This is a genomic window from Streptomyces humi (genome assembly GCF_001005085.2).
In the GTDB taxonomy this organism is placed as follows: Bacteria; Actinomycetota; Actinomycetes; order Streptomycetales; family Streptomycetaceae; genus Streptomyces; species Streptomyces humi.
Genome location: NZ_LBMU02000036.1, coordinates 17,360 through 40,585 on the forward strand (window position 1 = coordinate 17,360; position 23,226 = coordinate 40,585).

The following is a 23,226-nucleotide window of genomic DNA, read 5'->3' on the forward strand; positions in this document are numbered from 1 at the left end:
CCTTCACCCGTGCGACTGCCCGCCGGGATGCGCGAGTTCGATGTCGTGATCGTGGACGTCGGTGCCGCCGACGTCCACGGCGGTGGCCTGCGGCGGGTAACCGGTGGCGATGACCGTGTACTGGCCGGTGTCCAGATCCGGGAAGACGTACGCGCCGTCGTCCCCGGTGGTGGTCGTGGCGACGACGTTGCCGACGGCGTCCACCAGGGTGACCCGGGCGTCGCCCAGCGGACCGGCCGCCGCGCGCACCGTGCCGCGTACCTGGGCGCCGGGCCGCAACTCGGCCTCGACGCGGGTGAGTCCGGTCCCGGACAGCTCCACGGGGAGCGCGAGCGGCCGGTGCTTGGGTGAGCTGACCGCGAGGGTCACGGTGCCCGGCGCCAGCTCGCCGGCCGTGAACTCGCCGAGCCCGTCGGTGCGCACGGTGGCGAGCACGTCGCCGCGCACGTCGGTCACGACCACCACCGCCCCGGCGACCGGCGCGCCGCTGTCGGCGGCCCGCACCAGTCCGGCGAGTTGGCCGGTGCCGGTGAGCAGCACGTCGTACGCGACCGGTTCGGCGCTCACCACCAGGGTGGTGGCCCGCGGCCGGCAGCCGTCGGCGGAGGCGATCAGGACGTACGTCCCCGCGCCGGGCGCCGGCAGCAGGTAGCCGCCCTCGGCGTCCGCGACCGCGCGGCCGAGCTGGCGCCCGCCGAGGGAGACGAGCGTGACGGCGGCCCGCCCGACGCCGGCACCGTCGGCCCCACGCACCCGCCCCCGCACGGCGACACCCGTCCCCGCCGCCGAATCCGCCGCCCCGGCCGTCGGGCCCGCCGTCGGGTCCACCGTCAGGTCCGCCGTAGGGCCCGCCGTCGGGTCCACCGTCAGGTCCGCCGTAGGGCCCGCCGTCAGGTCCACCGTCAGGTCCGCCGTAGGGTCCGCCGTCAGGTCCACCGTCAGGTCCGCCGTCGGTTCCGGCTGGGCGACCGCGGCGGTCCGCCTGCGGCGTGGGATGAACGCGGCCACGAGCAGGGCCAGCACCGCCGCGCCCGAACCCACCGCCATGACCACCTTGAACCCGTTCTCGGAGGGCACCGCCGCGGTGCCGAAGGGGATGGTCATATGGGCCAGGATCACGCCGGCGACGGCGCTCGCGGTCGAGGTGCCGATGGACCGCATCAGGGTGTTGAGGCTGTTGGCGGCAGCCGTCTCGTGCGGGTCGACGGCGCCCATGATGAGCGCGGGCATCGCTCCGTAGGCGAATCCGATGCCGGCGCCGACGACGCAGGAGACGAGGACCAGCTGCCAGACGGCGTCCATCAGCACGATGTTCAGCCCGTACCCGGCGGCCACGATCACCGCGCCGCACATCAGGGTGATCTTCGGGCCGAAGTTCTTGGAGACGAGGGCCGACAGCGGGGCCGTCGCCATCATCACCAGTCCGGTCGGCGCCATCACCAGGCCGGCGTCCAGGAGTGACTTGCCCAGGCCATAGCCGGTCGCCTCAGGCAACTGTAGGAGCTGGGGAAGCACCAGGGACATCGCGAACATCGAGAACCCGAAGGCGATCGAGGCGAGGTTGGTGACCAGGACCTGGCGGCGGGCGGTGGTGCGCAGGTCGACCAGGGGCTCGCGGGTGCGCAGTTCGTAACCGCCCCAGGCGAGCAGGACCACCAGGGCGGCGGCGAACAGCCCGAGCGTGGTGCCGCTGCCCCACCCCCAGTCGGCGCCCTTGGAGATGCCGAGCAGCAGACAGACCAGGCCGGCCGCCATGCCGAGGGCGCCGGGCAGGTCGAAGCGGCCGCCGGCACGCACCCTGGACTCCGGTACCAGGGCCCGTACCAGCAGTGCGGCGACGACACCGAGGGCGGCCGAGGTCCAGAACAGGACGTGCCAGTCGAAGTGGTCGGCGATCAGCGCGGCGGCGGGCAGACCGAGGGCGCCGCCGACACCGAGCGACGCGCTCATCAACGCGGTGGCGGAGCCCAGCCGTTCGGCGGGGAGTTCGTCGCGCATGATGCTGATGCCGAGCGGGATCACACCGGAGGCCAGGCCCTGGAGCGCACGGCCGACGATCATCGGCACGAGGGAGTCGCTGAGCGCGGCCGTGACCGAACCGGCGACCAGCATGACCAGGCTGGTGAGCAGCATCAGCCGTTTGCCGTACATGTCGCCGAGGCGTCCCATGACGGGGGTGGCCACGGCGGCGGCGAGCAGGGTGGCGGTGACGGCCCAGACCGCGTCGGACGCCGAGGCGTCGAGCAGCCTCGGCAGTTCGGGCACGATCGGGATCACCAGGGTCTGCATCAGCGAGACCACGATCCCGCCGAAGGCCAGCACCGCGACGACGGCGTTCGGGCGCGGCGCGGCGGTCTCCCCTGCCACTGCCGGCCGGGGCTGCGCATGGGACATGGTCGGGCCTCCACGGGGCCGCTCGGGTCTGCACGACCCTCCCGAATGTAAGTCAGTTGATTGACTTACTCAAGGAGGACCGGGCACCGGGGAGTGAAGGTTCCGTGCGGCCCGACGGCCGCCACACCCCGGACCACGGCGGCGGCCCCTGTCCTCAGCTGGACTCGCGCACCACCAGCCGGCACGGCACCGTGTGCACACCCGGTTCCGGCTCGGCGTCGATGGCCTGGAGCAGTCGCAGTGCGGCGATCCGGCCGATCTCGGCCAGGTTCATGTCGACGGTGGTGAGCGGCGGGCGGCAGGCGAGCGCCATGGTGTCCCAGTTGTCGTACCCGACGACGGCGATGTCCCCCGGCACGTCCTTGCCACGCTCGCGCAGCGCGTCGGCCACTCCCCGGGCGATCTGGTCGTTGCCGCAGAAGACGGCGTCCGTGCGGGGGGCCGTGCGCAGCACGGCGTCGGCGGCCCGCCGCCCCCAGGCCTCGCTCCACTCCCCGAAGTGCACGCGCCCGGCCGCGGGTTCCAGTCCGGCCGCGGCCAGGTGCTCGACGGCGTGCCGGGCCCGGTCGCGGGCCGCCTGATGATGCTCGGGCCCGGTGACGTGGGCGATCCGGGTGCGGCCCGTGGCGAGCAGGTGCTCCACGGCGAGCCGGGCGCCACCGCGGTCGTCGGTGACGACGGAGGTGTCGGCGGGGTCGGCCGACGGGGAGAGGGCGTAGACGACGGGGATGGCCGGGTCGATGCCGGTCAGCGGCGGGCGGGGGTCGGTACGGCGGCCTGCGACGATGACCCCGTCCACCCGCCGGTCGGTGAGGTTGCGCAGGTGGTGCTGCTCGCGGATGGCGTCGCCACGGGTGTCGCAGAGCAGGACGGAGATCTTGCCGGCCCCGAGCGCGTCCTCGGCGCCGAGCAGTACCGGCGTGCTGAAGCGGCCGATGCCGTCCGTCGTCATCAGGCCGACGGTCCAACTGCGGCCGCTGTGCAGGCTCTGCGCGTGCTGGTTGGGCCGGAACCCGAGCGCCTCCACCGCGTCCAGCACCCGCTGCCGGGTCTCCGGACGCATCCGGCCCGCGCCGTTCAGCGCCTTGGACGCGGTGCCGACACTGACACCGGCGAGGGCGGCGACATCGGCGAGCCGGGCCCGGCCGACGGGCGGGGAGTCGGGAGCAGAGGTCACGAGCAAACCTTTTCCTAGACGGTCTCTCGCTCGCACCGTCGGCCTTGCGACGGCAGAGCCGCCCCACATGGTCGCAGGCGCTCGCGCCAAGCGCCAGCCTCCGCAGGCAACTTGAAAAAAGTGCGCCGGGCGCCTTGACCCCCTCCCCCGACTGCCCTGTACTTCTCGGCGAGAAAACGGTTGCGCAACACGGTCCCGCATCGCATCGCAACACGGTCCCGCATCACATCGCGGCGCGGTTCCGTACCGCATCGCGGCGCGGTTCCGTACCGCATCGCGGCCGTTGCTCCAGACAGTGTTCGGTATTTCGAATCTCGTATCAGCGCCCCGGCACCCAGTCCCTCCCCACCTCGGAGAGCCATGCCCCGCACGCCTTCCGCCCTGCCCCTCCCCACCGGCCCCGTCCGTCCCACGCCCGGCGCCCGCACCGCGCTGCGCCCGGCGGCCGTCACCATCGACGGCGGCTTCTGGCACGACCGGCGCGCGACCAACGCCCGGGTCTCCCTCCCGCAGGGTCCGGAGCTGCTGGAGTCCGCCGGGAACCTGCACAACCTGCGGCTGGCGGCGGGCCGGGCCGAGGGCGATTTCCAGGGCGCGTACCCGTTCGTCGACACGGACGTCTACAAGTGGCTGGAGGCGGCCGCCTGGCAGCTCGCCGAGGACTCCGGCGAACCGCTGGCCGCCGAGGTCGAACGGATCGCCGCCCTGGTGGCCGCCGCCCAGCAGCCCGACGGGTATCTCAACACCTGGTTCCAGCTGGTCAAGGGCGACGCACGCTACCAGGACCTGCGCTGGGGCCACGAGCTGTACTGCGCGGGCCACCTGATCCAGGCGGCCGTGGCCCACCACCGGGCCACCGGGCGTCCCGAACTCCTCGACGTGGCCCGGCGGTTCGCCGACCACATCGACTCGGTCTTCGGCCTCCCCGGCAGCGGGAAGCCGATCGACGGCATCGACGGCCACCCGGAGGTGGAGACCGCCCTGGTGGAGCTGTACCGGGAGACCGGCGAGCACCGCTACCTGGACCTGGCCGGCTACTTCGTGGACCGGCACGGCCACGGCCTGCTCGGCGGCGAGGCGTACTGCCAGGACCGCGTCCCGCTGCGCTCGGCGACGAACGTCGAGGGCCACGCGGTACGGCAGTTGTACCTGCTGGCAGCCGCCGCGGACCTGGCGACGGAGACCGGCGACGACGAACTCCGCGCCGCGGGCGAGCGGTTGTGGCGAGCCATGACGGCCACCAAGACACACCTCACCGGCGGTCTGGGCGCCCATCACGACCGGGAGGACTTCGGCGATCCGTACGAACTTCCCAACGAGCGGGCCTACTGCGAGACCTGTGCGGCGATCGCCTCGGTGCAGTGGAGCTGGCGGCTGGCCCTGCTCACCGGCGAGGCCCGCTACTCCGACCTGATCGAGCGCACCCTGTTCAACGGCTTCCTCGCCGGGGTCTCGCTGGACGGCGAGCGCTGGCTGTACGTCAACCCGCTCCAGGTCCGCGACGGCCACACCGACTCCGGGGGCGACCAGTCGGCCCGCCGCACCCGCTGGTTCCGTTGCGCCTGCTGCCCGCCCAACGTGATGCGGCTGCTGGCGAGCCTGCCGCACTACCTGGCGTCGGGCGACGAACAGGGCCTGCAAGTCCACCAGTTCGTCACCGGGACGTACGCGACCGACCGGGTGCGGGTGCGCGCCGAGACCGACTACCCCTGGCACGGCACGGTCGCGTTCACCGTCGAGGAGACCACCGCCGACGGCCCCTGGACGCTGTCACTGCGCATCCCGCAGTGGTGCCGCGAGTTCCGGGTGCGGTCCGGTGCCGACGCGTACGACCAGTCCGACGCCCCCGTCGACCACGGCTGGCTGCGGCTCACCCGCGCCTGGGAGCCGGGCGACCGGGTCGTCCTCGAACTCGGTCTGGAACCCCGGCTCACCGCCGCCGACCCCCGCGTGGACGCCGTACGCGGCTGTGTGGCGATCGAGCGCGGCCCGCTCGTGCACTGCCTGGAGCAGGTGGACCACCCGGGCGGCGGGCTGGACGACATCGTCCTCGACCCGTCCCGTCCGCTCGCCGTGAAGCACCGCCCGGACCTGCTCGGCGGCGTCACCACCGTGGTGGCGGCGGGCCGCCGGCGCCGGCTCCCGGACCGCGGCTGGTGGCCGTACGCCTCGGCGTCCGGCACGGGCGGCGAACCGGACGGCGAACCGGTCGAGCTGACCGCGATCCCGTACCACGTCTGGGCCAACCGCGAGGACGGCAGCATGCGCGTCTGGCTCCCCACCTCCTGAAACACCCCGCTCTACGACAACGAGGTCACCCCGTGATACCCACCCGCCGTACCCTCCTGGCCGTCGCCGTGGCGACCCTGCTTCCCCTCACCGCCTGCGGTGGCGGTTCCGGCTCCTCGGGATCGTCGTCCTCGGCCGGCGGCACGTACACCTTCTGGGACCCGTACCCGCAGTTCGACGCCTCCTCGGACTGGGGCAAGCGGGTCAGCGCGTGCGGCACCGCGGCCGGGGTGAAGCTCAAGCGGACCGCGTACGACACCACCGACCTCGGCAACAAGGCGCTGCTGGCCGCCCAGCAGGGCAACGCACCGGACGTGATGCTGGTCGACAACCCGGTCGTCTCCACGCTGGTGGAGGCCGGGATCCTCAACAAGACCGGCGACCTCGGGCTCGACACCGCGTCGATCCAGAAGAACGTCATCGGCGCCGGCACCATCGACGGCGCCTCCTACGGCGTCCCGATCGGCGCCAACACCCTCGCGCTCTACTACAACAAGAAGGTCCTCTCCGCCGCCGGCGTGGACCCGGCCTCGGTCAGGGACTGGGCGTCGCTCACGGCCGCGCTGAAGAAGGTCAAGGCGGCCGGTAAGAAGGGGATCACCTTCTCGGCGATCAACACCGAGGAGGGCAGCTTCCAGTTCCTGCCCTGGTTCTGGGGCGCGGGCGGCGACCTGACGAAGCTGGACTCCGCCGGCGGAGTCGCGGCGCTGACGCTGTGGAAGCAGTGGGTGGACGCGGGGTACGCGCCCAAGGACGTGCTCCAGAACACCCAGACCACCAGCTGGCAGGAGTTCGCCACCGGGGACTACGCGTTCAGCGAGAACGGCACCTGGCAGCTCGGCAACGCCGACAAGGCCGGCTTCCCGTACGGGGTCGTCAACATCCCCGGCCGGACGGGTGGTTCGGCGCCGGTGCCGACGGGCGGCGAGTTCGTCACCGTACCCGTGCAGAAGGACTCTTCGCGCTACGACGTCAGCAAGAAGATCGTCACCTGTCTGACCAGCGCGACGAACCTGCTGGCCACCGACACCACGCTGATGTACGTGGCACCCACCGCGGCGGTACAGGCCGAACAGGTCAAGAAGAACGCCGAGTTGAAGCCGTGGGTGGCGGCGGTCGCGGCGGCCCGCGGCCGCACCAGCGGTGGTCTCGGCACCAAGTACCCGACGATCTCGCAGCCGATGTGGACGGCCGTGCAGGCGGCGCTGTCCGGCGGCAGGAGCCCGCAGGACGCGCTGGACACCGCGCAGGCCGCGGCACGCAAGGGCTGACCGGTGACTGCCAGTCCGCGGGTCGGCGGGGGCCTGCCGCGCCCCCGGTTCTCGGCCTCGCCCGAACCGGGAGGTACCCCCGTCGCTGCGGAGCCGCACATCGATGCGGTCCCGCACCCCCGTCGGGGCGGTTCGCACCCGGGAGTCCGCATGTCCCCCGCCCTTCGGCGCCGGCTGACCACGCTTGTCTTCGTCCTCCCCCTGCTCGTCTACCTCGTCGCCTTCTACGTCTACCCGCTGTACCGCAACCTCGACCTGAGCCTGCGCGACTACACGGTCCGGTCCTTCGTGGCCGGCGACGCCCCGTTCTCCGGCTGGGACAACTTCCGTACGGTGCTGGACGATCCGACGTTCGGACCGGCGATGCGGCACACGATGGTCTTCACCTTCGTGTCGATCGCCTTCCAGTACGTCATCGGACTCGCCCTCGCGGTCTTCTTCAACCGGCACTTCAGGCTGTCCACCGTGCTGCGGGCGCTGTTCCTGATCCCGTGGCTGCTGCCGCTGATCGTGTCGGCGTCGACCTGGTCGTGGATGTTCAACAGCGAGTCGGGAGTGGTGAACCACCTCCTCGGCACCGTCGGCCTCGCTCCGGTCGGCTGGCTGACCTCGCCGGACTGGGCCCTGACCGCGGTGATCGTCGCGAACATCTGGATCGGCATCCCCTTCAACCTGGTCATCCTCTACAGCGGGCTACAGAACATCCCCGGCGAGCTGTACGAGGCGGCGGCCCTGGACGGGGCGGGCGCCTGGCAGCAGTTCCGGCGGATCACGTTCCCGCTGTTGCGCCCGGTGTCGGCGATCACCCTGCTGCTGGGGCTGGTCTACACGCTCAAGGTGTTCGACCTGATCTGGATCATGACCAAGGGCGGTCCCGGTGACGCCTCCTCGACCCTGGCCACCTGGTCGTACCAGCTGGGCTTCGGCACGCTGCTGCCGAAATTCGGGCCCGGTGCGGCGGTCGGCGACATCCTGATCCTCATCGCGCTGGTCTTCGGCCTCCTGTACATCCGCGTCCAGAGGAGGCAGGAAGCGTGAAGTCACGCGGCTACACCCTGATCGGCCTCCTGCTCACCGCGCTGATGCTGTTCCCGGTGTACTGGATGGTCAACGTGTCCCTCACCCCGCAGCAGGACATGCGCAAGGACCCGCCCGACCTGTTTCCGCTGCACCCCACCTTCGAGGGCTACCGGGCGGTCCTCGACGACCAACTCCCCTACCTGGGCACCAGTCTGCTGATCGGCCTCGGCACGGTCGCCGTCACCCTGGTCATCGCGGCCCCGGCCGGCTACGCGCTGGCGAAGCTGCGCCCACGCGGTGGCGGCACGCTCGGACTGGCCCTGCTCATCGCACAGATGGTCCCCGGAATCGTGATGGCGATGGGCTTCTACGGCATCTTCCTCGACCTCGGTCTGCTCAACTCCTGGTGGGGACTGATCGTCGCGGACTCCACCATCGCCGTGCCCTTCGGCGTCATGATCTTCACCGCGTTCATGTCGGGCATCCCCGGCGAACTGATCGCGGCCGCCCGGATCGACGGCGCCGGCACCTGGCGCACCTTCCGCTCGGTCGTCCTCCCACTGAGCCGCAACGCGCTCGTCACCGTCTCGCTGTTCGGCTTCCTGTGGGCCTGGTCCGACTTCGTCTTCGCCAACACCCTTGACGGAGGCGGCAGTTGGAAGCCGATCACACTCGGCATCTACAAGTACATCGGCAACAACAACCAGGAGTGGAACGCGATCATGGCCACCGCCGTCGTCGCGTCCGTCCCGGCGGCCGTCCTCCTGGTCCTCGCCCAGCGCTACGTGGCGGCGGGCGTCACCGCGGGCGCGGTGAAGGACTGACCCCCGGCCGACTCCCGATTCCCCCTATTCCGCAAGGGAGACCCATGTCATGAGCCGCACCTCCCGCAGAGCCGCGGTGGGCGCCGTGGCCCTCACCGTGGCCGCTCTCGGCACCACGGCACCCGCCCAGGCCGCGCCGACGTCCTCGACCACCCTGGTGGTGAGCGCGAACCAGACCCTGCGCTCCGTCACGCACGTGGCGACCGGCAGCCTGTACGGCCTGGACACCGCGAGCGTCCCGGCGGACAGCCTGGTCGAGCCGCTCAAGCCCAACACCTTCGTGCAGATGGCGCCCGGCGGCAGCCAGCTGCCCAACGGCGAGCCCGGCCCCGGCGGTGACGCCCTGGTCGTCGCCCCCGAGGCGGCCAGGGCCGGTGCGAAGGTCGTCGTACGCATGCCGGACTGGTATCCGGACTTCCCCTACAAGTGGGTGAGCTGGAGCGACTGGCTGTCCGCCGTGGACAAGCAGGTGGCCTCGGTCAAGCCCTCGGGCGCCACCGACATCGCCGCCTACGAGCTGTGGAACGAGCCGGACTGGACCTGGAACACCTCGGCGGCCGGCAGCTTCGACTCCGGGTGGGCGACGACGTACCGGGAGGTCCGCGCCAAGGACGCCACGACACCGGTCCAGGGCCCGAGTTACTCGGCGTGGAACCAGAGCTGGATGAGCACGTTCCTCACCGACGCGAAGGCCAGTGGCACGGTCCCGGACATCGTCTCCTGGCACGAGTTGCAGGGCTCGCAGAACATCGCCGCCCATGTCGCCGCGTACCGCGCCCTGGAGACCAGCCTGGGCATCAGCCCTCGCCCGATCGCCATCGAGGAGTACGGCACCACGAGCGAGGTCGGGGTCCCCGGACCGCTCGCGAGTTACGTCGCCAAGTTCGAGCGGGCCGGCGTCCACGACGCCGAACTGGCCTTCTGGAACCACTACGGCACCCTCGGCGACACCCTCACCGACACCGGCGGCTCCCCCAACGGCTCGTACTGGCTCTACAAGTGGTACGGCGCCATGTCCGGGAACATGCTCGTCACCACACCCCCGGCGCAGACGGGCATCGACGGCTTCGCGTCCCTCAACGGCGCGGGCAACCAGATCAGCGTCGTCACCGGCGGCTGCACCGGTTCGTGCGCCGTGACCGTCAACGGGCTGTCGTCCCTGTCGGCCTTCGGCAGCACGGTGCACGTCAAACTGGAGTACACGCCGTCCAAGGGCCGTACCACCGCGGTCGCCGGGCCGATCACGGTCTCGGACACGGACTACACGGTCAGCGGCGGCTCGATCACCGTCCCGGTGACCATGAACGCCTCCGACGGCTACCACCTGACCGTCACCCCGAGCGGCTCCGCCACCTCGCTGGCCGGGCGGTACCAGATCACCAACAGGAACAGCGGCCTCGCCCTGGACACCAGCGGCGCGGGCACCGCCCAGGGCACCGCCGCCGTCCAGGCCGCCTCCACCACGGGCACCGACCAGAACTGGACCCTGGTGGCCGCCGGCAACGGCCTCTACAAGATCAAGCAGCAGGCGAGCGGTCTGCTCCTCGGCATCACCGACGCGGGTACCTCCGACGGCGGCACCGCCCTGATCTGGGGCGACAACGGCACCGCCGACCACCTCTGGCAGCTGATCCCGTCGGGCGACGGCTACTACAAGATCGCCAACTACAACAGCGGCCTGCTGCTCGGCGTGAACGGCATGAGCACCTCGGCCGGCGCCCAGGTCCTCCAGTGGGACGACAACGGCACCGCCGACCACCTGTGGAAGCTCACGGCCCGCTGACGTACGCCACAGTGAACCCGAGCACACCCGCGTGGGGCCGCGGCCTGCATTCGCGACCCCACGGAGGCTCTTCCTGTTGATTCGCAGCCGAAAAGAGACGACCGGCCTCACCTTCGCAGGAGGGTGGGGCCGGTCGTCGTCGCATCACCGCAGGTGACCAGGAACGGGCGGTTATCGTGACGGGACTCATCGAAGGCGGACAGAGCTGGCGGAGGACGGGGCGGTGGCGGACGAGGGGCGGCTGGTCGCCGGTCGTTACCGGTTGACGGAACGGATCGGCCGCGGCGGCATGGGGACGGTCTGGCGGGCCGACGACGAGGTACTGGCCCGGCAGGTCGCGCTCAAGCAGCTGCATCCCCGCCCGCACCTCTCCGACGACGAGGTGGCCACCCTCCACGAACGCACCCGCCGCGAGGCGCGCAGCGCCGCCCGGGTCGTCCATCCCAATGTCGTCGTCGTGCACGACGTGGTGGACGACGACGGCCTCCCCTGCATCGTCATGGAGTACGTTCCCGCGTCCACCCTCGCCGACCTCCTCGACGGCGGCCGTACCCTTTCGCCCGAGGAGACCGCCAGGATCGGCCTCGGCATGGTCGCCGCGCTGCGCGCCGCGCACACCGCGGGCGTGCTGCACCGGGACGTCAAGCCCGGCAACGTCCTGCTCGGGCCGGGCGACCGGATCGTCCTCACCGACTTCGGGATCGCGCTGACCGCCGGGTCGTCCACCCTCACCCGGACCGGTCAGATGGTCGGCTCGATCCCCTACATGGCGCCGGAACGGCTGCGCGGGCTGACCCCGGGACCGGCCTCGGACCTGTGGTCGCTGGGCGCCACGCTGTACCAGGCGCTGGAGGGCCGGGTGCCGTTCCGCCGCGAGACCGCGATGGAGACGGGGTACGCCATCGTCACCGATCCCGTCGAGCCGATGCGGGGGGCCGGCCCGCTGGAGCCGCTGGTACGGCTGCTGCTGTCGAAGGACCCGGCGGACCGGCCCACCGCCGAGCAGACGGAACGGGCTCTGCTGGCGACCTGGTCGGGAGCCCTGACGGAGCCGGCGCCGCCCCCGGTTCGCCCTGATCCGGCCGCGCAGGGCGCGCGGGGCCCGCAGAAGGTCCGGCGTCGGCGGCGTGGCCGGCGCGGACGCCTCGCCCTGGTCGCCGTGGCGGTCGCGCTGGCCGCCGGCACGGGCACCGCGGTGACCCTCCTGCACCCCCTGCACCCCCTGGACACCGTGCGCCCGCACCCGTCCGCCGGGAGGACACCGGCGAGCACCCCCTCGCCCCTCCCCCACGGCTACCGCCTCGTCACCGACAAGGACCTGGGCGTCTCCTTCCCGGTCCCCGACGACTGGACGGCCGGCACCCGCGCCGGCGACGAGGTCACCTACAAGGACCCCACCGGCCTGGCCGGCGTCACCATCGGCACCGTGGAACCGGCCGGCCCGAACCCCGACTCCCACTTCGCCGACACCGAGGCCAACACCAAGGTCAACTACCCGTCGTACCGCAGGCTGCGGATGCAGCGCACCGCCTTCCACGGGCAGCCCGCCGCGATCTGGGAGTTCACCTTCCAGGGCCGGGTCCGCGCCTTCCGCGCCGTCGACCTGGGATTCGGCAGGGAGGGCGGCCGGGAGTACGACATCTACCTCTCCGCACCCGCCGCGAAGTGGGACACCTACCGTCCGGTCTTCGACAAGGTGAGGGACGGGTTCCGTACGACCCGCTGACCGCTCGGCAACACGGACCGGCGCCCGCTAAGTTTGGCGGCATGAGCAACCTTGACCGCGCTCCCGTGCCGAGCGTGTGCGGCGGCCGCGGATTCGTCGTCGCCGAACCCGTCCGCGAGCTGTTGAGCCCCCGCCAGGTGAGACTGGGCGAGTCGACCGAGGTGCGCCGGCTGCTGCCGAACCTCGGCCGCCGCATGATCGGCGCCTGGGCGTTCGTCGACCACTACGGCCCCGACGACATCGCCGACGAGCCCGGGATGCAGGTGCCGCCGCACCCGCACATCGGGTTGCAGACGGTCAGCTGGCTGCACGAGGGCGAGGTGCTGCACCGTGACTCCACGGGCAGCCTTCAGACGATCCGCCCGCGCGAGCTGGGTCTGATGACGTCGGGCCGGGCGATCAGCCACTCCGAGGAGAGCCCTCGTCCGCACGCCCGGTACCTGCACGGCGCCCAGCTGTGGGTGGCCCTCCCGGACGCGCACCGGCACACGGACCCGATGTTCGAGCACCACGCCGACCTGCCGAAGGTCACCGCGCCCGGCCTCACCGCCACGGTCGTCCTCGGTTCCGTCGACGGCGCGGCCTCCCCGGGTACGACGTTCACCCCGATCGTCGGCGCGGACCTGGCCCTCGCCCACGGCGCCGACCTGCGGCTGCCCCTCGAACCCGACTTCGAGTACGGCGTCCTGGCGATGTCCGGCGAGGTGCACGTCGACGGTGTGCCGGTGCTCCCGGGTTCCATGCTCTACCTGGGCTGCGGCCGCACCGAACTCCCGCTGCGCGCCGAGTCGGACGCGGCGATCATGCTCCTCGGCGGCGAGCCGTTCGAGGAGGAGCTCGTGATGTGGTGGAACTTCGTGGCCCGCTCCCAGCAGGAGATCGAGGAGGCCCGCGCCGAGTGGATGACGGGGTCCGCCTTCGGCGAGGTCAAGGGGTACGACGGGGCGCCGCTCCCGGCCCCGGAGATGCCGCCGACACCGCTCAAGCCGCGCGGCCGGGTGCGCTGACCCGGAGGCCGCCCGCGCGTGTGCGGCGCGACCGGTTCAGAGGCCGCCGGTGTCGAGCAGCCTGTTCGGGGTGTCGGAGCGGACGCCGTGCAGGATGCCGCGGGTGGCCGTGTGGTCGAGCCAGACGTGGACCTGGGCGGCCGTGGCGTGCGGATGTGCCGACAGGTACAGCGCGATCACGCCGGTCGCGTGCGGCGCGGCCCAGGACGTGGCACCGTCGTCCTCCGTGGTCGTACCGCCGCCGGCGAGGGCGGCGGTCACCTTCTGGCCGGGGGCGTACAGGTCCACGCAGCGACCGTGGCCGGAGCCGTAGGAGCCGCCGTCGCTCCATGGCCGGTCGTTCGGGGTGGAGGCCGCGACGACGATGGTGCCGGGGACACCCGCCGGGGAGTGCTTGCAGGCGTCGTCGTGGAAGTTGCCGGCCGACACCACGGTCGGGATCCCCGCGTCGACCATCTTCTTCACGGCGGACTCCAGGGCCGCCGACCGGTGATCGAGGTTGAGCGACATGTTCACCACCGCCGGCTTCTGCGCGTGCGCGGTGACCCACTTGACCGACTTCACCAACGCCGCCTCGGCCGCCGCCGGGGAGCCGCCGCCCTCGCTCTCGCACAGGATGCCCTGGACGCGCACGAGTTCCGCCTTGGGTGCCACCCCGTACTTCGCTCCGCCGATGATGCCCGCGACGAACGTGCCGTGGCCGGTTCCCGCCTCGCTGAAGCAGTCACCGGAGTCCTTCGGCCCCACGAAGTCGGCGCCGAGGCGGGCCCGTCCGCCGAACTCCTGGTGCCCGACGTCCAGTCCGGTGTCGATCACGTAGACGTGCACGCCCTTGCCCGTGGCGGTGGTGGTGAACTTCCCGTTGAGGGGCCGCGACCGCTGGTCCAGGACGTCCAGGTTCCACGGCACGCGCCGGGTGACGGCCGACGCCGTGGTCCGTGCGGTACCGGACAACGTCCGCACGGTGCTGCCGGAGGGCGCGGCCTCCCCTGTCCGGTGCGCGGGGAGCGTTCCGCCACTGCCGCCGGCCGCCGCACCGGCCGCCCCGGCGCAGGCCGAGGCCCCGACCACCGTCACCACGGCCGCCATCATCAGACCGGCCTTCGTCATGTTCCGCGCCATCACGTCCCCCGTCGCCCCGCTTCGCACACAGTCAGCGCACAAGACGACCACAGGGGGCGGGTGGTTCCGGCCGGACGCGCGCCACCCGGGCCGCGCCGGTATCCGCGGCAGGTGGCCCGGTCCGTGCTGCTCAGGTCGCCTCGTCGGCCAGCCGGAGCAGTTCCTCGACCGCCAGGGAGCCGGGTGCCCGCCGTTGCCGGGCGAAGGTGTTCGCCAGGTGCTGGAGGAGCTCGTTCAGCGGGGTCGGGACACCGTGCAGCCGGCCGAGGAGGGCTGTCTCGCCGTTGAGGAAGTCGGCCTCGATCGTGCCGGCGGCCCGGCTGAGGGCCTGCCAGGAGGAGCCGTCGGCCGGCGCGGGCGGGGCCTCGGCCCTCGGCCCCCGGACACCGGAGCCCGCGTGACCGTCAGGCGAGCGTGTCGCGCAGAGCCGCGCCGACGAGGGCGACGCCCTCGTCGATCTCGTGGGCGGGGCCGGCCGCGTAGCCGAGGACCAGGCCCGGACGGCCGGGCGTCATGCGGTGCCACGACAGCGGATGCACCTTCACACCCCGAGCGAGGGCGGCCTCGGCGAGATCGGTGTCCCGAAAACCACCGACCTGGAAGTAGCCGCCGCCCTCGAAGCCGCCGTCACCGTCCCGGACGTCGCCGTCACCGTCCCGGAAGCCGCCGTCACCGTCCCGGAAGCCGCCGTCACCGTCCCGGAAGTCGCCGGCGCGTACGCCGCCGGCGCGTACACCGCCGTCACCACAAGCGCCGTCTCGTGCGCCGCCGTCACCGCAAGCGCCGTCTCGTACGCCACCCTCGCCGAAACCGCCGCCGCCTACGCCGTGGTCGTCGAAGGTGACCATCAGGTGCAGGCCCGCCGCCGCGCCGTGCACCCGGGCCCCCGGCAGGTGCGTCCGGATCGCCCGCAGCATGGCGTCCCGTCGGCGCCGGTGGCGGGACCGGACGTGCCGCAGGTGCCGTTCCAGCTCGCCGGAGTCCATCAGCCGGGCGAGCACCAGCTGGGTGAGGATGCCGGTCCCGAGGTCGGCGTACCGCTTCGCGGTCACCACGGCGTCCAGCCGGTCCGGCGGGACCAGGAGCCAGCCGATCCGCAGCGCGGGTGCGAGCAGCTTGGAGACGCTCCCCGCGTAGCAGACCCCTTCGGGCATCAGGGAGCGGAGGGCAGGTACCGGCGGCCGGTCGTAGCGGTGTTCGGCGTCGTAGTCGTCCTCGATGACGACTCCCCCGCCGGCCGCCCAGTCCAGCAGCTCACGGCGGCGCTCGCCGTCGAGGACGACCCCGGTGGGGAACTGGTGCGCCGGGGTCGTCAGCACCGCGCGGGCTCCGCCGGCACGCAGCGCGCCGACATCCAGCCCGCCCCGGTCCACGGGGACGGGTACGACCGTATGGCCGCCGTACTCCAGTTGCTGTCGCGCGCCGAGGGATCCGGGGTCCTCGACCGCGATGCGGCTGATGCCGTCCTTCCGCAGGACCTGGGCGAGCAGTCCGAGGGCCTGTGCCACCCCGGCGACCACCACCACCTCGGCCGGGTCGGCGCGGATGCCGCGGTTGCGGGCCAGCCAGTCGACGACGGCCCGGCGCAGGGCGGGGGCGCCCCTGGGGTCCCCGTATCCGAAGTCGCCCGGCGAGACGCCGGCGAGTACGGCGCGTTCGGCGCGCAGCCAGGCGGTGCGGGGGAACGCGGCGAGGTCGGGCACGCCCGGCGAGAGGTCGATCCGGCACGGCAGCGCACGCAGTGCGTCCACGGCACCCTCGCGGTCGGCCGCCGCGAAGAGCGCGGTCCGGGACTCGGGCGGCCCGGCGGGGCGGGTGCGGGGCGGCGCGGGGGCCGCCACGACGACCGTGCCGAGCCGGCCGCGGCCGGCGATCTGGCCCGACTCGGCCAGCCGCCGGTAGGCCTCGGTGACCACCCCCCGCGTCACGCTCAGCTCTGCGGCCAGTACCCGGCTGGCGGGCAGCCGGGTCCCGACGGGCAGCCGGCCGTCGGCGATGGCCGACCGCAGCCGGTCCGCCAGCCAGGCCGTGCGCCCGCCGGCCGGCACCCGGCCGATGTCCAGCTGGAGGAAGTCGGATCCGACCGCCGGCGCGGCCACCGGACGCGGACTTTTGGACCCCTCCGACGACGGCTTCGTGGACCTGCCCATGGCGTCCATTGTGCGGGCAGGGTGGAGCACATGGACACACCTTCCGCCTCGTTCGCCCCGCTGCTGCCCGGCATGGCCGGGATGGTGCTGGTCGGCAGCAGTGTCAGCGTCTCGCACGTCCTCGTCGGCGCCCCGCTGTTCACCGCCCAGGCCGTCCGGTACGCGGCCGCCACCGTGATCCTCCTGGTCGTCGCGAGGGTCGCCGGTGCCCGCCTGGTGTGGCCGCGCGGACGGGAGTGGTTGTGGCTGACGGGGCTGGCGGTCACCGGCCTGGTGCTGTTCAACGTGGCCGTGGTGCGGGGTGTCGCGCATGCGGAGCCCGCGGTGATCGCGGTCGCGGTCGCCTGTGTCCCGGTGGTCCTCGGGCTGGTGGGCCCACTGCTGGAGCGGCGCGCACCGAGCCGCCGGGTGCTGGTGGCGGCGCCCGTCGTCATGACCGGCGCGGTGCTGGTGGAGGGAACGGGCCGCACCGATGCCGCCGGAGTGGCGTGGGCGGCGCTGACGCTCGGGTGCGAGGCCGCCTTCACCCTGCTCGCCGTGCCGGTGCTGGGCCGGCACACCCCGTGGGGGGTGTCCGTGCACGCGACCTGGCTGGGCGGCGCCCTGCTGGCCGTCCTCGGCACGGCGTCCGAAGGGCCCGCGGCCATAACGGAGTTGTCCGGCGTGCAGTGGGCCGCCGTCGGCTATCTGGCGGTGCTGGTCACGGCGGTCGCCTTCGTGCTGTGGTACTCGACGGTCCGGGCGGCCGGGGCGGGCCGGGCCGGGCTGCTGACCGGCATCGCCCCGCTGGCCGCGGCGGGCGCGGGCGCGGCCGCGGGTACCGGTGTGCCGGGGCCGCCGGTCTGGGCGGGCATCGGCGTGGTCGTCGTCGGCCTGGTGGTCGGCCTGCGGCCATCGGGTCCGGCGGCCGGGAAGCGCGGGGAGCGGGCGCCCCGGACGGCTTCCGCACCCGCCCCGGGCCGCGCCCGGTAGACGCGGGGCGGGGCGGGGCGGGGCGTGGGCGCCGGCCGGTCCTGGTGCCGGTGACCCCGCGTCAGTAGCCGGCGGTGAAGCGGCGGTTGAGGTGGCGAGGGTTCTCGATCTCGTCGACCAGCGCGGCGGCGTAGTCCTCGTACGAGATGCGGGCCTGTCCGTCGGGACCGGTCACGGGGGTGTCCAGGCCGGTGCGGTAGGCGCCGGTGCGCGCGCCGGGGGCGAAGTGGACGGGCGGCGGGGAGAAGTAGGTCCAGGTGACGTCGTCGCCGAGGGAGCGGTAGGCGTCCAGGGCCCGGATCTGTCCGATCGCGTAGGGCTTGAACTCCTCCGGGAACCCTGGGGCGTCGAAGAACCGCACCCCGTCGGTGTTCAGCAGGCTGGCGCCGCCGCCCATGTGCACGATGCGGGGGCCGGCCGGACCCAGGGCCCGGACCGCCGCGGCGGCGGTGTCGACGGCGTCGGTGTAGAGAGCGGGGTCCGGTCCGCCGACGGTCAGTACGAGTGCGTCGGCCCCCTTGGCCAGGTCGGTCACGGAACCCTGGTCGGTGACGTCACCGGTCACCGCGCGCACGCCGTCGGGGAGTCGGCCGAGACGGCTGGTGTCCCGGGCCACGGCGGTGACCTCGTGTCCGCGGGCGGCCGCCTCGGTGACGACGCGGGAGCCCGCCTTGCCCGCGGCCCCGTACACCACGATCCTGCTCATCTGTCTCTCGCTTTCACTTTCCCTGGTCGGCACCCCCCACCTTCCTCTGCCGGGTCCAGGAATCGCGAGATGGGACGAGGACTCGTCATGGTCAAACGAGGACATGTGCGGGTGCCGGGTTCAGCCGCCGCGCCGTATCCGGGCCGCCTCGCGGGCCTGGGCGAGTTTGCGGGCCTCGCTGCTCCTGCGGGACGGCCTGCCGTCGGCGCCGCCCCGCGTGTCCTTGCTGCTGCCCAGGCCGCGGAACGGGGCGTTGTGGTTCTTGGGGCGGGGCACGGCCGGGCCGCCGTCGAGAGGCTGTCCGGACGGGGTCCTGGCACCGGTGATCCGGCTCAGCTCCGCCTCGCCGGACCGTGCCTTGGTGACCTTGGGGGCGACGCCGGCGTCCGCCATGACCTGGCTGGTCTCGCGGCGCTGCCCCGAAAGGACGAGTGTCACGACGGTGCCGGAACGGCCGGCCCGGGCCGTGCGGCCCGCGCGGTGCAGGTAGTCCTTGGGGTCGGTGGCCGGGTCGACGTTGACCACCAGGTCGAGGTCGTCGACGTGCAGGCCGCGGGCGGCGACGTTCGTCGCCACCAGGGCGGTGACCTGACCGCTCCGGAACTGGGCCAGGGTGCGGGTGCGCTGCGGCTGGGACTTCCCGCTGTGCAGCGCGGCGGCGGACACTCCGTTGGCCCGCAGATGCCGCGTGAGCTGGTCGACGCCGTGCCTGGTGTCCAGGAACAGCAGGACCCGGCCGTCCCGGGCAGCGATCTCCGTGGTCACCGCGTACCGGTCGGGGCCGTGCACCACGAGGAGGTGGTGTTCGATCGCCGGGACCGCGCTCGACGGGGGGTCCACGGAGTGGACGGCGGGGTCACGCAGGTAGTCCCGCACCAGCTGGTCGACGTCGCGGTCGAGGGTGGCGGAGAACAGCATCCGCTGCCCGTCGGGGCGCACCTGGTCCAGGAGCGCGGTGACCTGGGGCAGGAATCCCATGTCGCACATCTGGTCGGCCTCGTCCAGGACCGCGATGCGCACCCGTCCCAGCCGGCAGTCCCTGCGCTCGACGAGGTCGTGCAGCCGGCCGGGCGTGGCGACGACGATCTCGGCGCCGTCCCGCAGCGCCGCGGCCTGCCGTCCGACGGAGACTCCGCCCACCACGGTGGCCAGCCGCAGTCGCAGCGCCTCGGCGTACGGGGTGAGCGCCTCACCGACCTGTTGCGCCAGTTCCCTGGTGGGCACCAGGACGAGCGCCAGCGGCTCCTTGGGCTGCGCGCGCCGCCCGGCCGTCCGGGCGAGCATGCCGAGGCCGAAGGCGAGCGTCTTGCCGGACCCGGTTCGGCCCCGGCCCAGGACGTCCCGGCCCGCGAGCACGTTGGGCAGGGTCGCCGCCTGGACGGGAAAGGGAACCGTCACACCGTGCGCGTCGAGCACCCGGAGCACCTCCGCCGGCAGCCCCAGCCCGGCGAAGGACGCCATCCGCGGGGCCCGCTCCCGGTCCTGGTGCCCGGCGTCGGTACGTGCTGATTCGCTCACAGAAAGCCTTCCTCCGAAGGGACCGTACCGAGGAAGGCGCGGCGGGGACGCGGTTCACCGGCCGGAGACACCGGACCGGGCACCGACACAGCGGCGCTCCAGAGCACCGATGCAGCGACGCTGCAAAAGCTCGACGGTAGCACAGGGCGACGGCGGCCCACGGCCGAGGTGGTGTTGGCACCACCCCTTCTTCGGTGTCCAGGCCCAGCGACGACGGCCCCCCGCGACGGGCAGGCTGCACAGCGTCGGCGAACGGGCCGGCCAAGCATCCACCACACCCATCGGGGGACACCCATGACGGAAACCTTCGCGCGGCGCCTGACCGGCGTCGCCGGCATCGCCGCCGCGGCCGCCTTCATCGTCGAAGTACCCCTGTACTTCGTCTACTCGGGTCCGCCGCCGGACGCGAACGTGCTGAGCAGGCTGCTCATCGGGATCGTCGCGCTGGTCTGCCTGGTGGTGTTCGTGACCGCCCTGCGGGAGCTCGTGAAAAGGGTGAGCCCGGCGTACGAGTGGGCCGGCTCGGTCGCCTTCGCCGCGGGGCTGGTCTACGCCACCGTCACGCTGGTCTCCAGCGGTCTGGAGGCGGGCGCGGTCATCGCCGTCGACCACCCGGTCGACCCGACCATCACGGTCAGCGGCACCTACATCCTGTACGGGTCGATCTCCCGACTGCTGCTGGCGCTGTTCCTGGCCACGGTCGGCTTCCTCGTCTCCCGCACGGAGCTGCTGCCCCGGTGGACCGGCCGGTCGGCCTACGTCCTCGCGGGCGTCAACCTGGCCTTCGTGCCGTCCCTGTTCTTCGGCAACGTCCCCGCGCACTTCTACGCGGCCAACGGCTGGGGCACCACCGCGCTGATGGGGGCGTTCCTCAGTTACTGGCTGCTGGCGTTCGGCATCTCCGCCTACCGCAGCGGCACGCGGCCCGCGCTCGTCCGCTCAGCGGTGACGGAGCTCTGAGCGGCGGTTCCCGCGAGCAGGCGACCGCGGTGCCGGCCCGGGTCGGGCCGGCACCGCGGTCGGTGCGGCGCTCAGCCCAGCTGCTCGGCGAGCCCGACGACGATGTCCTCGGGGCCGCGGACGTGCATTCGTTCACGGGCCGCCGTCGCCCATCAGGTGGTTCGCGCGTTCCGTGCGCAGGTGCAGCGCGGTACGGCCCTCGCGTTGTGTCGACACCAGACCCGCCCCGCGCAACGCGCCCAGGTGCTGGGAGACCGCGCTCCGGGTGACGCCCAGCCTGACCGCCAGGGCCGGCGTCGTCAGGGGTTCGGTGAGGGCCGCGAGGATCGCCGCCCTGGTGCGGCCCAGTACCGGGACCAGACCCGCCGCCGTCCGGCCGGGGGGCTCCCAGAGCAGGCCGACGCCCACCGCCGGGTAGCGGATCGACGCGGCTCGCACGGGGGACTTGTCGACGCCCACGTGCGGCCAGTTGAAGACGCTGGGCAGCAGGACCAGGCCGTGCCCGCCGGTGTCCACCGTGACCGCCGTGTGCGGGGCGCGCCGGCCGTGCACCACCAACTGGCCGCCGTCCCAGGCGATGTCGGGGTGCAGCTCCGCGAAGAGCGCCTGGACCCCGCCGTCCACCAGGGTGAGCGCCCGGCCGGCGACGTCGGCCTCCAGCACCGCGCGCATCCGGCCCCAGTGCGGAGCGATCAGCAGCTCGTGGCAACGGTGGAGGGCGTCCGCGAGCCGTGGCAGCACTGCCGCCGGCGCCGGGACCTGTTCGTCCGGTACGCCCACCACGGCGCCGTACTCCCGCCGGAAGAAGCTCTCTTCGGTGGCCCGCAGCTGGTCCAGCTCGGCCGACACGGCAGGCAGCCGCTCCTGCGGCACCGGGAACAGGAACGACGGCAGCGGCCCGGCGATCAGCGCCCGCAGCAGCGGCAGTTCGCGCTCCCCCGCCGGCAACTGCCGTGCCCGGCGCACCCACGGCCGGTGCACCTCGTGACCGGCCCCGCCCAGCAGGATCCGCAGCGCCAGCACCGTCTCGCCCAGCGGCGAGAGGGCGAACCGCACCTTCGCGACCGCCGCCGCGGTGAACCTGATCCCGACCGCCATCCGTGCCGCCCCATCATATAGCCGTGGCTGAACGACAGGCCGGCACCCGTCGCCGCCCCCACGCTGTCCGGCATGGAATTCTTCACCTCGTACGACGGCACCGCCCTCGCCTGCCGGGTGGCCGGGGACGGACCGCCGCTGGTCTGCCTGCCGGGCGGCCCACAGGAGTCGGCCTACCTGGGCGAGCTCGGCGGTCTGTCCGCGCACCGGCGGTTGATCATGCTGGACCTCCGTGGCACGGGCCGCTCGGCGATGCCGGCGGACATCGCCTCCTGCCGCTGCGACCGGCTGGTCGACGACGTGGCGGCCCTCCGGGAGCATCTGGGCCTGGACCGGATGGACCTGCTGGCGCACTCCGCCGGCGCGAGTCTGGCCCTACGGTACGCGGAGCGCCGGCCGGAGCACGTCGGCAGGCTCGCGCTGATCACGCCGAGCGTCCGGGCCGTCGGCATCGGGATCAGCGGAGCACTGCGGCGCGAGACCGTCCGGCCGCGCCGGGACGAGCCGTGGTTCCCGGAGGCGTTCGCGGCCCTGACGGCGATCGGCGCGGGCCGGGCCACCGCGGAGACCTGGCGGGCCCTCGCGCCGTTCTCGTACGGCCGCTGGGACGAGGCGGCCCGAGCGCACCGGGCTGCCGAGGACGAACGGATGAACCCTGAGGTGGTGGCCGCCTTCCACGCCGAGGGCGCCTACGACCCGGACGCCACCCGTGCGGAGCTCGCCCGGTTCGGGGCACCGGTGTTCGTGCTGGCCGGGGAGGTCGATCCGGGTTTCCCGCCGTCGACGGCCGCCGAGTTCGCGAGGCTCTTCCCGAACGCCGGGTGCACCGTCCAGCCCGGCGCCGGGCACTTCCCGTGGCTCGACGACGCGGACCGGTTCGTGTCAGCCGTCCTGGCGTTCCTGGAACAACCGGCCCTCCCCCGCCCCGTCCTCCCTCACCCCGTCACCTCCCGCCCCGTCACCTCACAGGCCACGGAAGTGGACAGCCGTCCCAGCGACGTCCCAACGGCCTGACGACGCCGCAGGTCATCGAGGCGACGGCGTCCCGTCCTCCCAGAGCGCCCGGAACCCCTTGGCACGCGTTCGCCCGGGTCGGCAACCTGTAGCCGCCGGGCCGCCGGATGTCCACGGACCAGCTGCCCGGCCTCCATCGCACCTGGCCGTGGCGGCGTCACCTGGCGTTCGGCGTTCTGATCCGCCCGGTCACCG

Annotated in this window: 17 protein-coding genes and 1 pseudogene; 10 read left to right on the plus strand and 8 right to left on the minus strand. The window is 73.1% G+C overall.

Translation table 11 applies throughout. The features are described 5' to 3' along the window. Nucleotides 1–3 precede the first annotated feature (3 nt). Both AAW13_RS15880 and AAW13_RS15885 read right to left on the minus strand, forming a co-directional pair. Nucleotides 4–2,394, minus strand: coding sequence for an MFS transporter (locus tag AAW13_RS15880; RefSeq protein ID WP_046732658.1), 2,391 nt, complete (start codon nucleotides 2,392–2,394; stop codon nucleotides 4–6). 154 nt (nucleotides 2,395–2,548) lie between these two features. After that, on the minus strand, nucleotides 2,549–3,571 hold the full coding sequence (locus AAW13_RS15885) for a LacI family DNA-binding transcriptional regulator (protein WP_046732676.1): 1,023 nt from the start codon (nucleotides 3,569–3,571) through the stop codon (nucleotides 2,549–2,551). A gap of 360 nt (nucleotides 3,572–3,931) precedes the next feature. Between AAW13_RS15885 and AAW13_RS15890 the strand changes: the two genes are divergently transcribed. From AAW13_RS15890 to AAW13_RS15920, 7 genes are all read left to right on the plus strand, one after another. After that, complete coding sequence (locus AAW13_RS15890) at nucleotides 3,932–5,860, plus strand: glycoside hydrolase family 127 protein (RefSeq protein ID WP_046732657.1); 1,929 nt, start codon at nucleotides 3,932–3,934, stop codon at nucleotides 5,858–5,860. Nucleotides 5,861–5,892: 32 nt separating this feature from the next. Continuing rightward, nucleotides 5,893–7,131, plus strand: coding sequence for a sugar ABC transporter substrate-binding protein (locus AAW13_RS15895; RefSeq protein WP_046732656.1), 1,239 nt, complete (start codon nucleotides 5,893–5,895; stop codon nucleotides 7,129–7,131). 150 nt (nucleotides 7,132–7,281) lie between these two features. Then, the gene (locus tag AAW13_RS15900; RefSeq protein ID WP_240528633.1) at nucleotides 7,282–8,169 is read left to right on the plus strand and encodes a carbohydrate ABC transporter permease; all 888 of its coding nucleotides are present in this window, start codon (nucleotides 7,282–7,284) and stop codon (nucleotides 8,167–8,169) included. Between the two features lie 44 nt (nucleotides 8,170–8,213). Further along, nucleotides 8,214–8,975 (plus strand): carbohydrate ABC transporter permease, encoded by a 762-nt coding sequence (locus AAW13_RS15905; protein WP_079178829.1) that lies wholly within the window; start codon nucleotides 8,214–8,216, stop codon nucleotides 8,973–8,975. Nucleotides 8,976–9,024: 49 nt separating this feature from the next. After that, nucleotides 9,025–10,758: an RICIN domain-containing protein gene (locus AAW13_RS15910; RefSeq protein ID WP_046732654.1), complete on the plus strand. Its 1,734-nt coding sequence runs from the start codon at nucleotides 9,025–9,027 to the stop codon at nucleotides 10,756–10,758. 223 nt (nucleotides 10,759–10,981) lie between these two features. After that, on the plus strand, nucleotides 10,982–12,484 hold the full coding sequence (locus tag AAW13_RS15915) for a serine/threonine-protein kinase (RefSeq protein ID WP_046732653.1): 1,503 nt from the start codon (nucleotides 10,982–10,984) through the stop codon (nucleotides 12,482–12,484). Nucleotides 12,485–12,525: 41 nt separating this feature from the next. Continuing rightward, nucleotides 12,526–13,491: a pirin family protein gene (locus tag AAW13_RS15920; protein WP_046732652.1), complete on the plus strand. Its 966-nt coding sequence runs from the start codon at nucleotides 12,526–12,528 to the stop codon at nucleotides 13,489–13,491. Nucleotides 13,492–13,527: 36 nt separating this feature from the next. Here AAW13_RS15920 and AAW13_RS15925 read toward each other — a convergent pair whose 3' ends face one another. From AAW13_RS15925 to pdxR, 3 genes and pseudogenes are all read right to left on the minus strand, one after another. Next, nucleotides 13,528–14,601 carry a S8 family peptidase gene (locus AAW13_RS15925; RefSeq protein WP_240528634.1) on the minus strand — a complete coding sequence of 358 codons (1,074 nt, stop codon included), beginning with the start codon at nucleotides 14,599–14,601 and terminating at the stop codon, nucleotides 13,528–13,530. Nucleotides 14,602–14,743: 142 nt separating this feature from the next. Continuing rightward, nucleotides 14,744–14,956: pseudogene (locus AAW13_RS15930) on the minus strand (ketopantoate reductase C-terminal domain-containing protein); the annotation flags it as partial. Nucleotides 14,957–15,017: 61 nt separating this feature from the next. After that, on the minus strand, nucleotides 15,018–16,763 hold the full coding sequence (gene pdxR / locus AAW13_RS15935) for a MocR-like pyridoxine biosynthesis transcription factor PdxR (RefSeq protein ID WP_046732674.1): 1,746 nt from the start codon (nucleotides 16,761–16,763) through the stop codon (nucleotides 15,018–15,020). A 30-nt stretch (nucleotides 16,764–16,793) separates the two neighbouring features. On the opposite strand from pdxR, the gene AAW13_RS15940 reads away from it, so the two are divergent. Continuing rightward, on the plus strand, nucleotides 16,794–17,735 hold the full coding sequence (locus AAW13_RS15940) for a DMT family transporter (RefSeq protein ID WP_046732650.1): 942 nt from the start codon (nucleotides 16,794–16,796) through the stop codon (nucleotides 17,733–17,735). 61 nt (nucleotides 17,736–17,796) lie between these two features. On the opposite strand, the gene AAW13_RS15945 is transcribed toward AAW13_RS15940, so the two are convergent. Both AAW13_RS15945 and AAW13_RS15950 read right to left on the minus strand, forming a co-directional pair. Next, nucleotides 17,797–18,441 carry an NAD(P)-dependent oxidoreductase gene (locus AAW13_RS15945; RefSeq protein WP_046732649.1) on the minus strand — a complete coding sequence of 215 codons (645 nt, stop codon included), beginning with the start codon at nucleotides 18,439–18,441 and terminating at the stop codon, nucleotides 17,797–17,799. Nucleotides 18,442–18,561: 120 nt separating this feature from the next. Next, nucleotides 18,562–19,959, minus strand: coding sequence for a DEAD/DEAH box helicase (locus AAW13_RS15950; protein ID WP_046732648.1), 1,398 nt, complete (start codon nucleotides 19,957–19,959; stop codon nucleotides 18,562–18,564). Nucleotides 19,960–20,253: 294 nt separating this feature from the next. Here AAW13_RS15950 and AAW13_RS15955 point away from each other — a divergent pair, with 294 nt between their 5' ends. Beyond that, nucleotides 20,254–20,919, plus strand: coding sequence for a hypothetical protein (locus AAW13_RS15955; RefSeq protein WP_046732647.1), 666 nt, complete (start codon nucleotides 20,254–20,256; stop codon nucleotides 20,917–20,919). Nucleotides 20,920–21,051: 132 nt separating this feature from the next. Here the strand turns inward: AAW13_RS15955 and AAW13_RS15960 are convergent, their stop codons facing one another. Continuing rightward, nucleotides 21,052–22,017 (minus strand): ArsR/SmtB family transcription factor, encoded by a 966-nt coding sequence (locus AAW13_RS15960; protein ID WP_046732646.1) that lies wholly within the window; start codon nucleotides 22,015–22,017, stop codon nucleotides 21,052–21,054. Nucleotides 22,018–22,089: 72 nt separating this feature from the next. Between AAW13_RS15960 and AAW13_RS15965 the strand changes: the two genes are divergently transcribed. After that, on the plus strand, nucleotides 22,090–23,031 hold the full coding sequence (locus AAW13_RS15965) for an alpha/beta fold hydrolase (protein WP_046732645.1): 942 nt from the start codon (nucleotides 22,090–22,092) through the stop codon (nucleotides 23,029–23,031). Nucleotides 23,032–23,226: the final 195 nt, after the last annotated feature.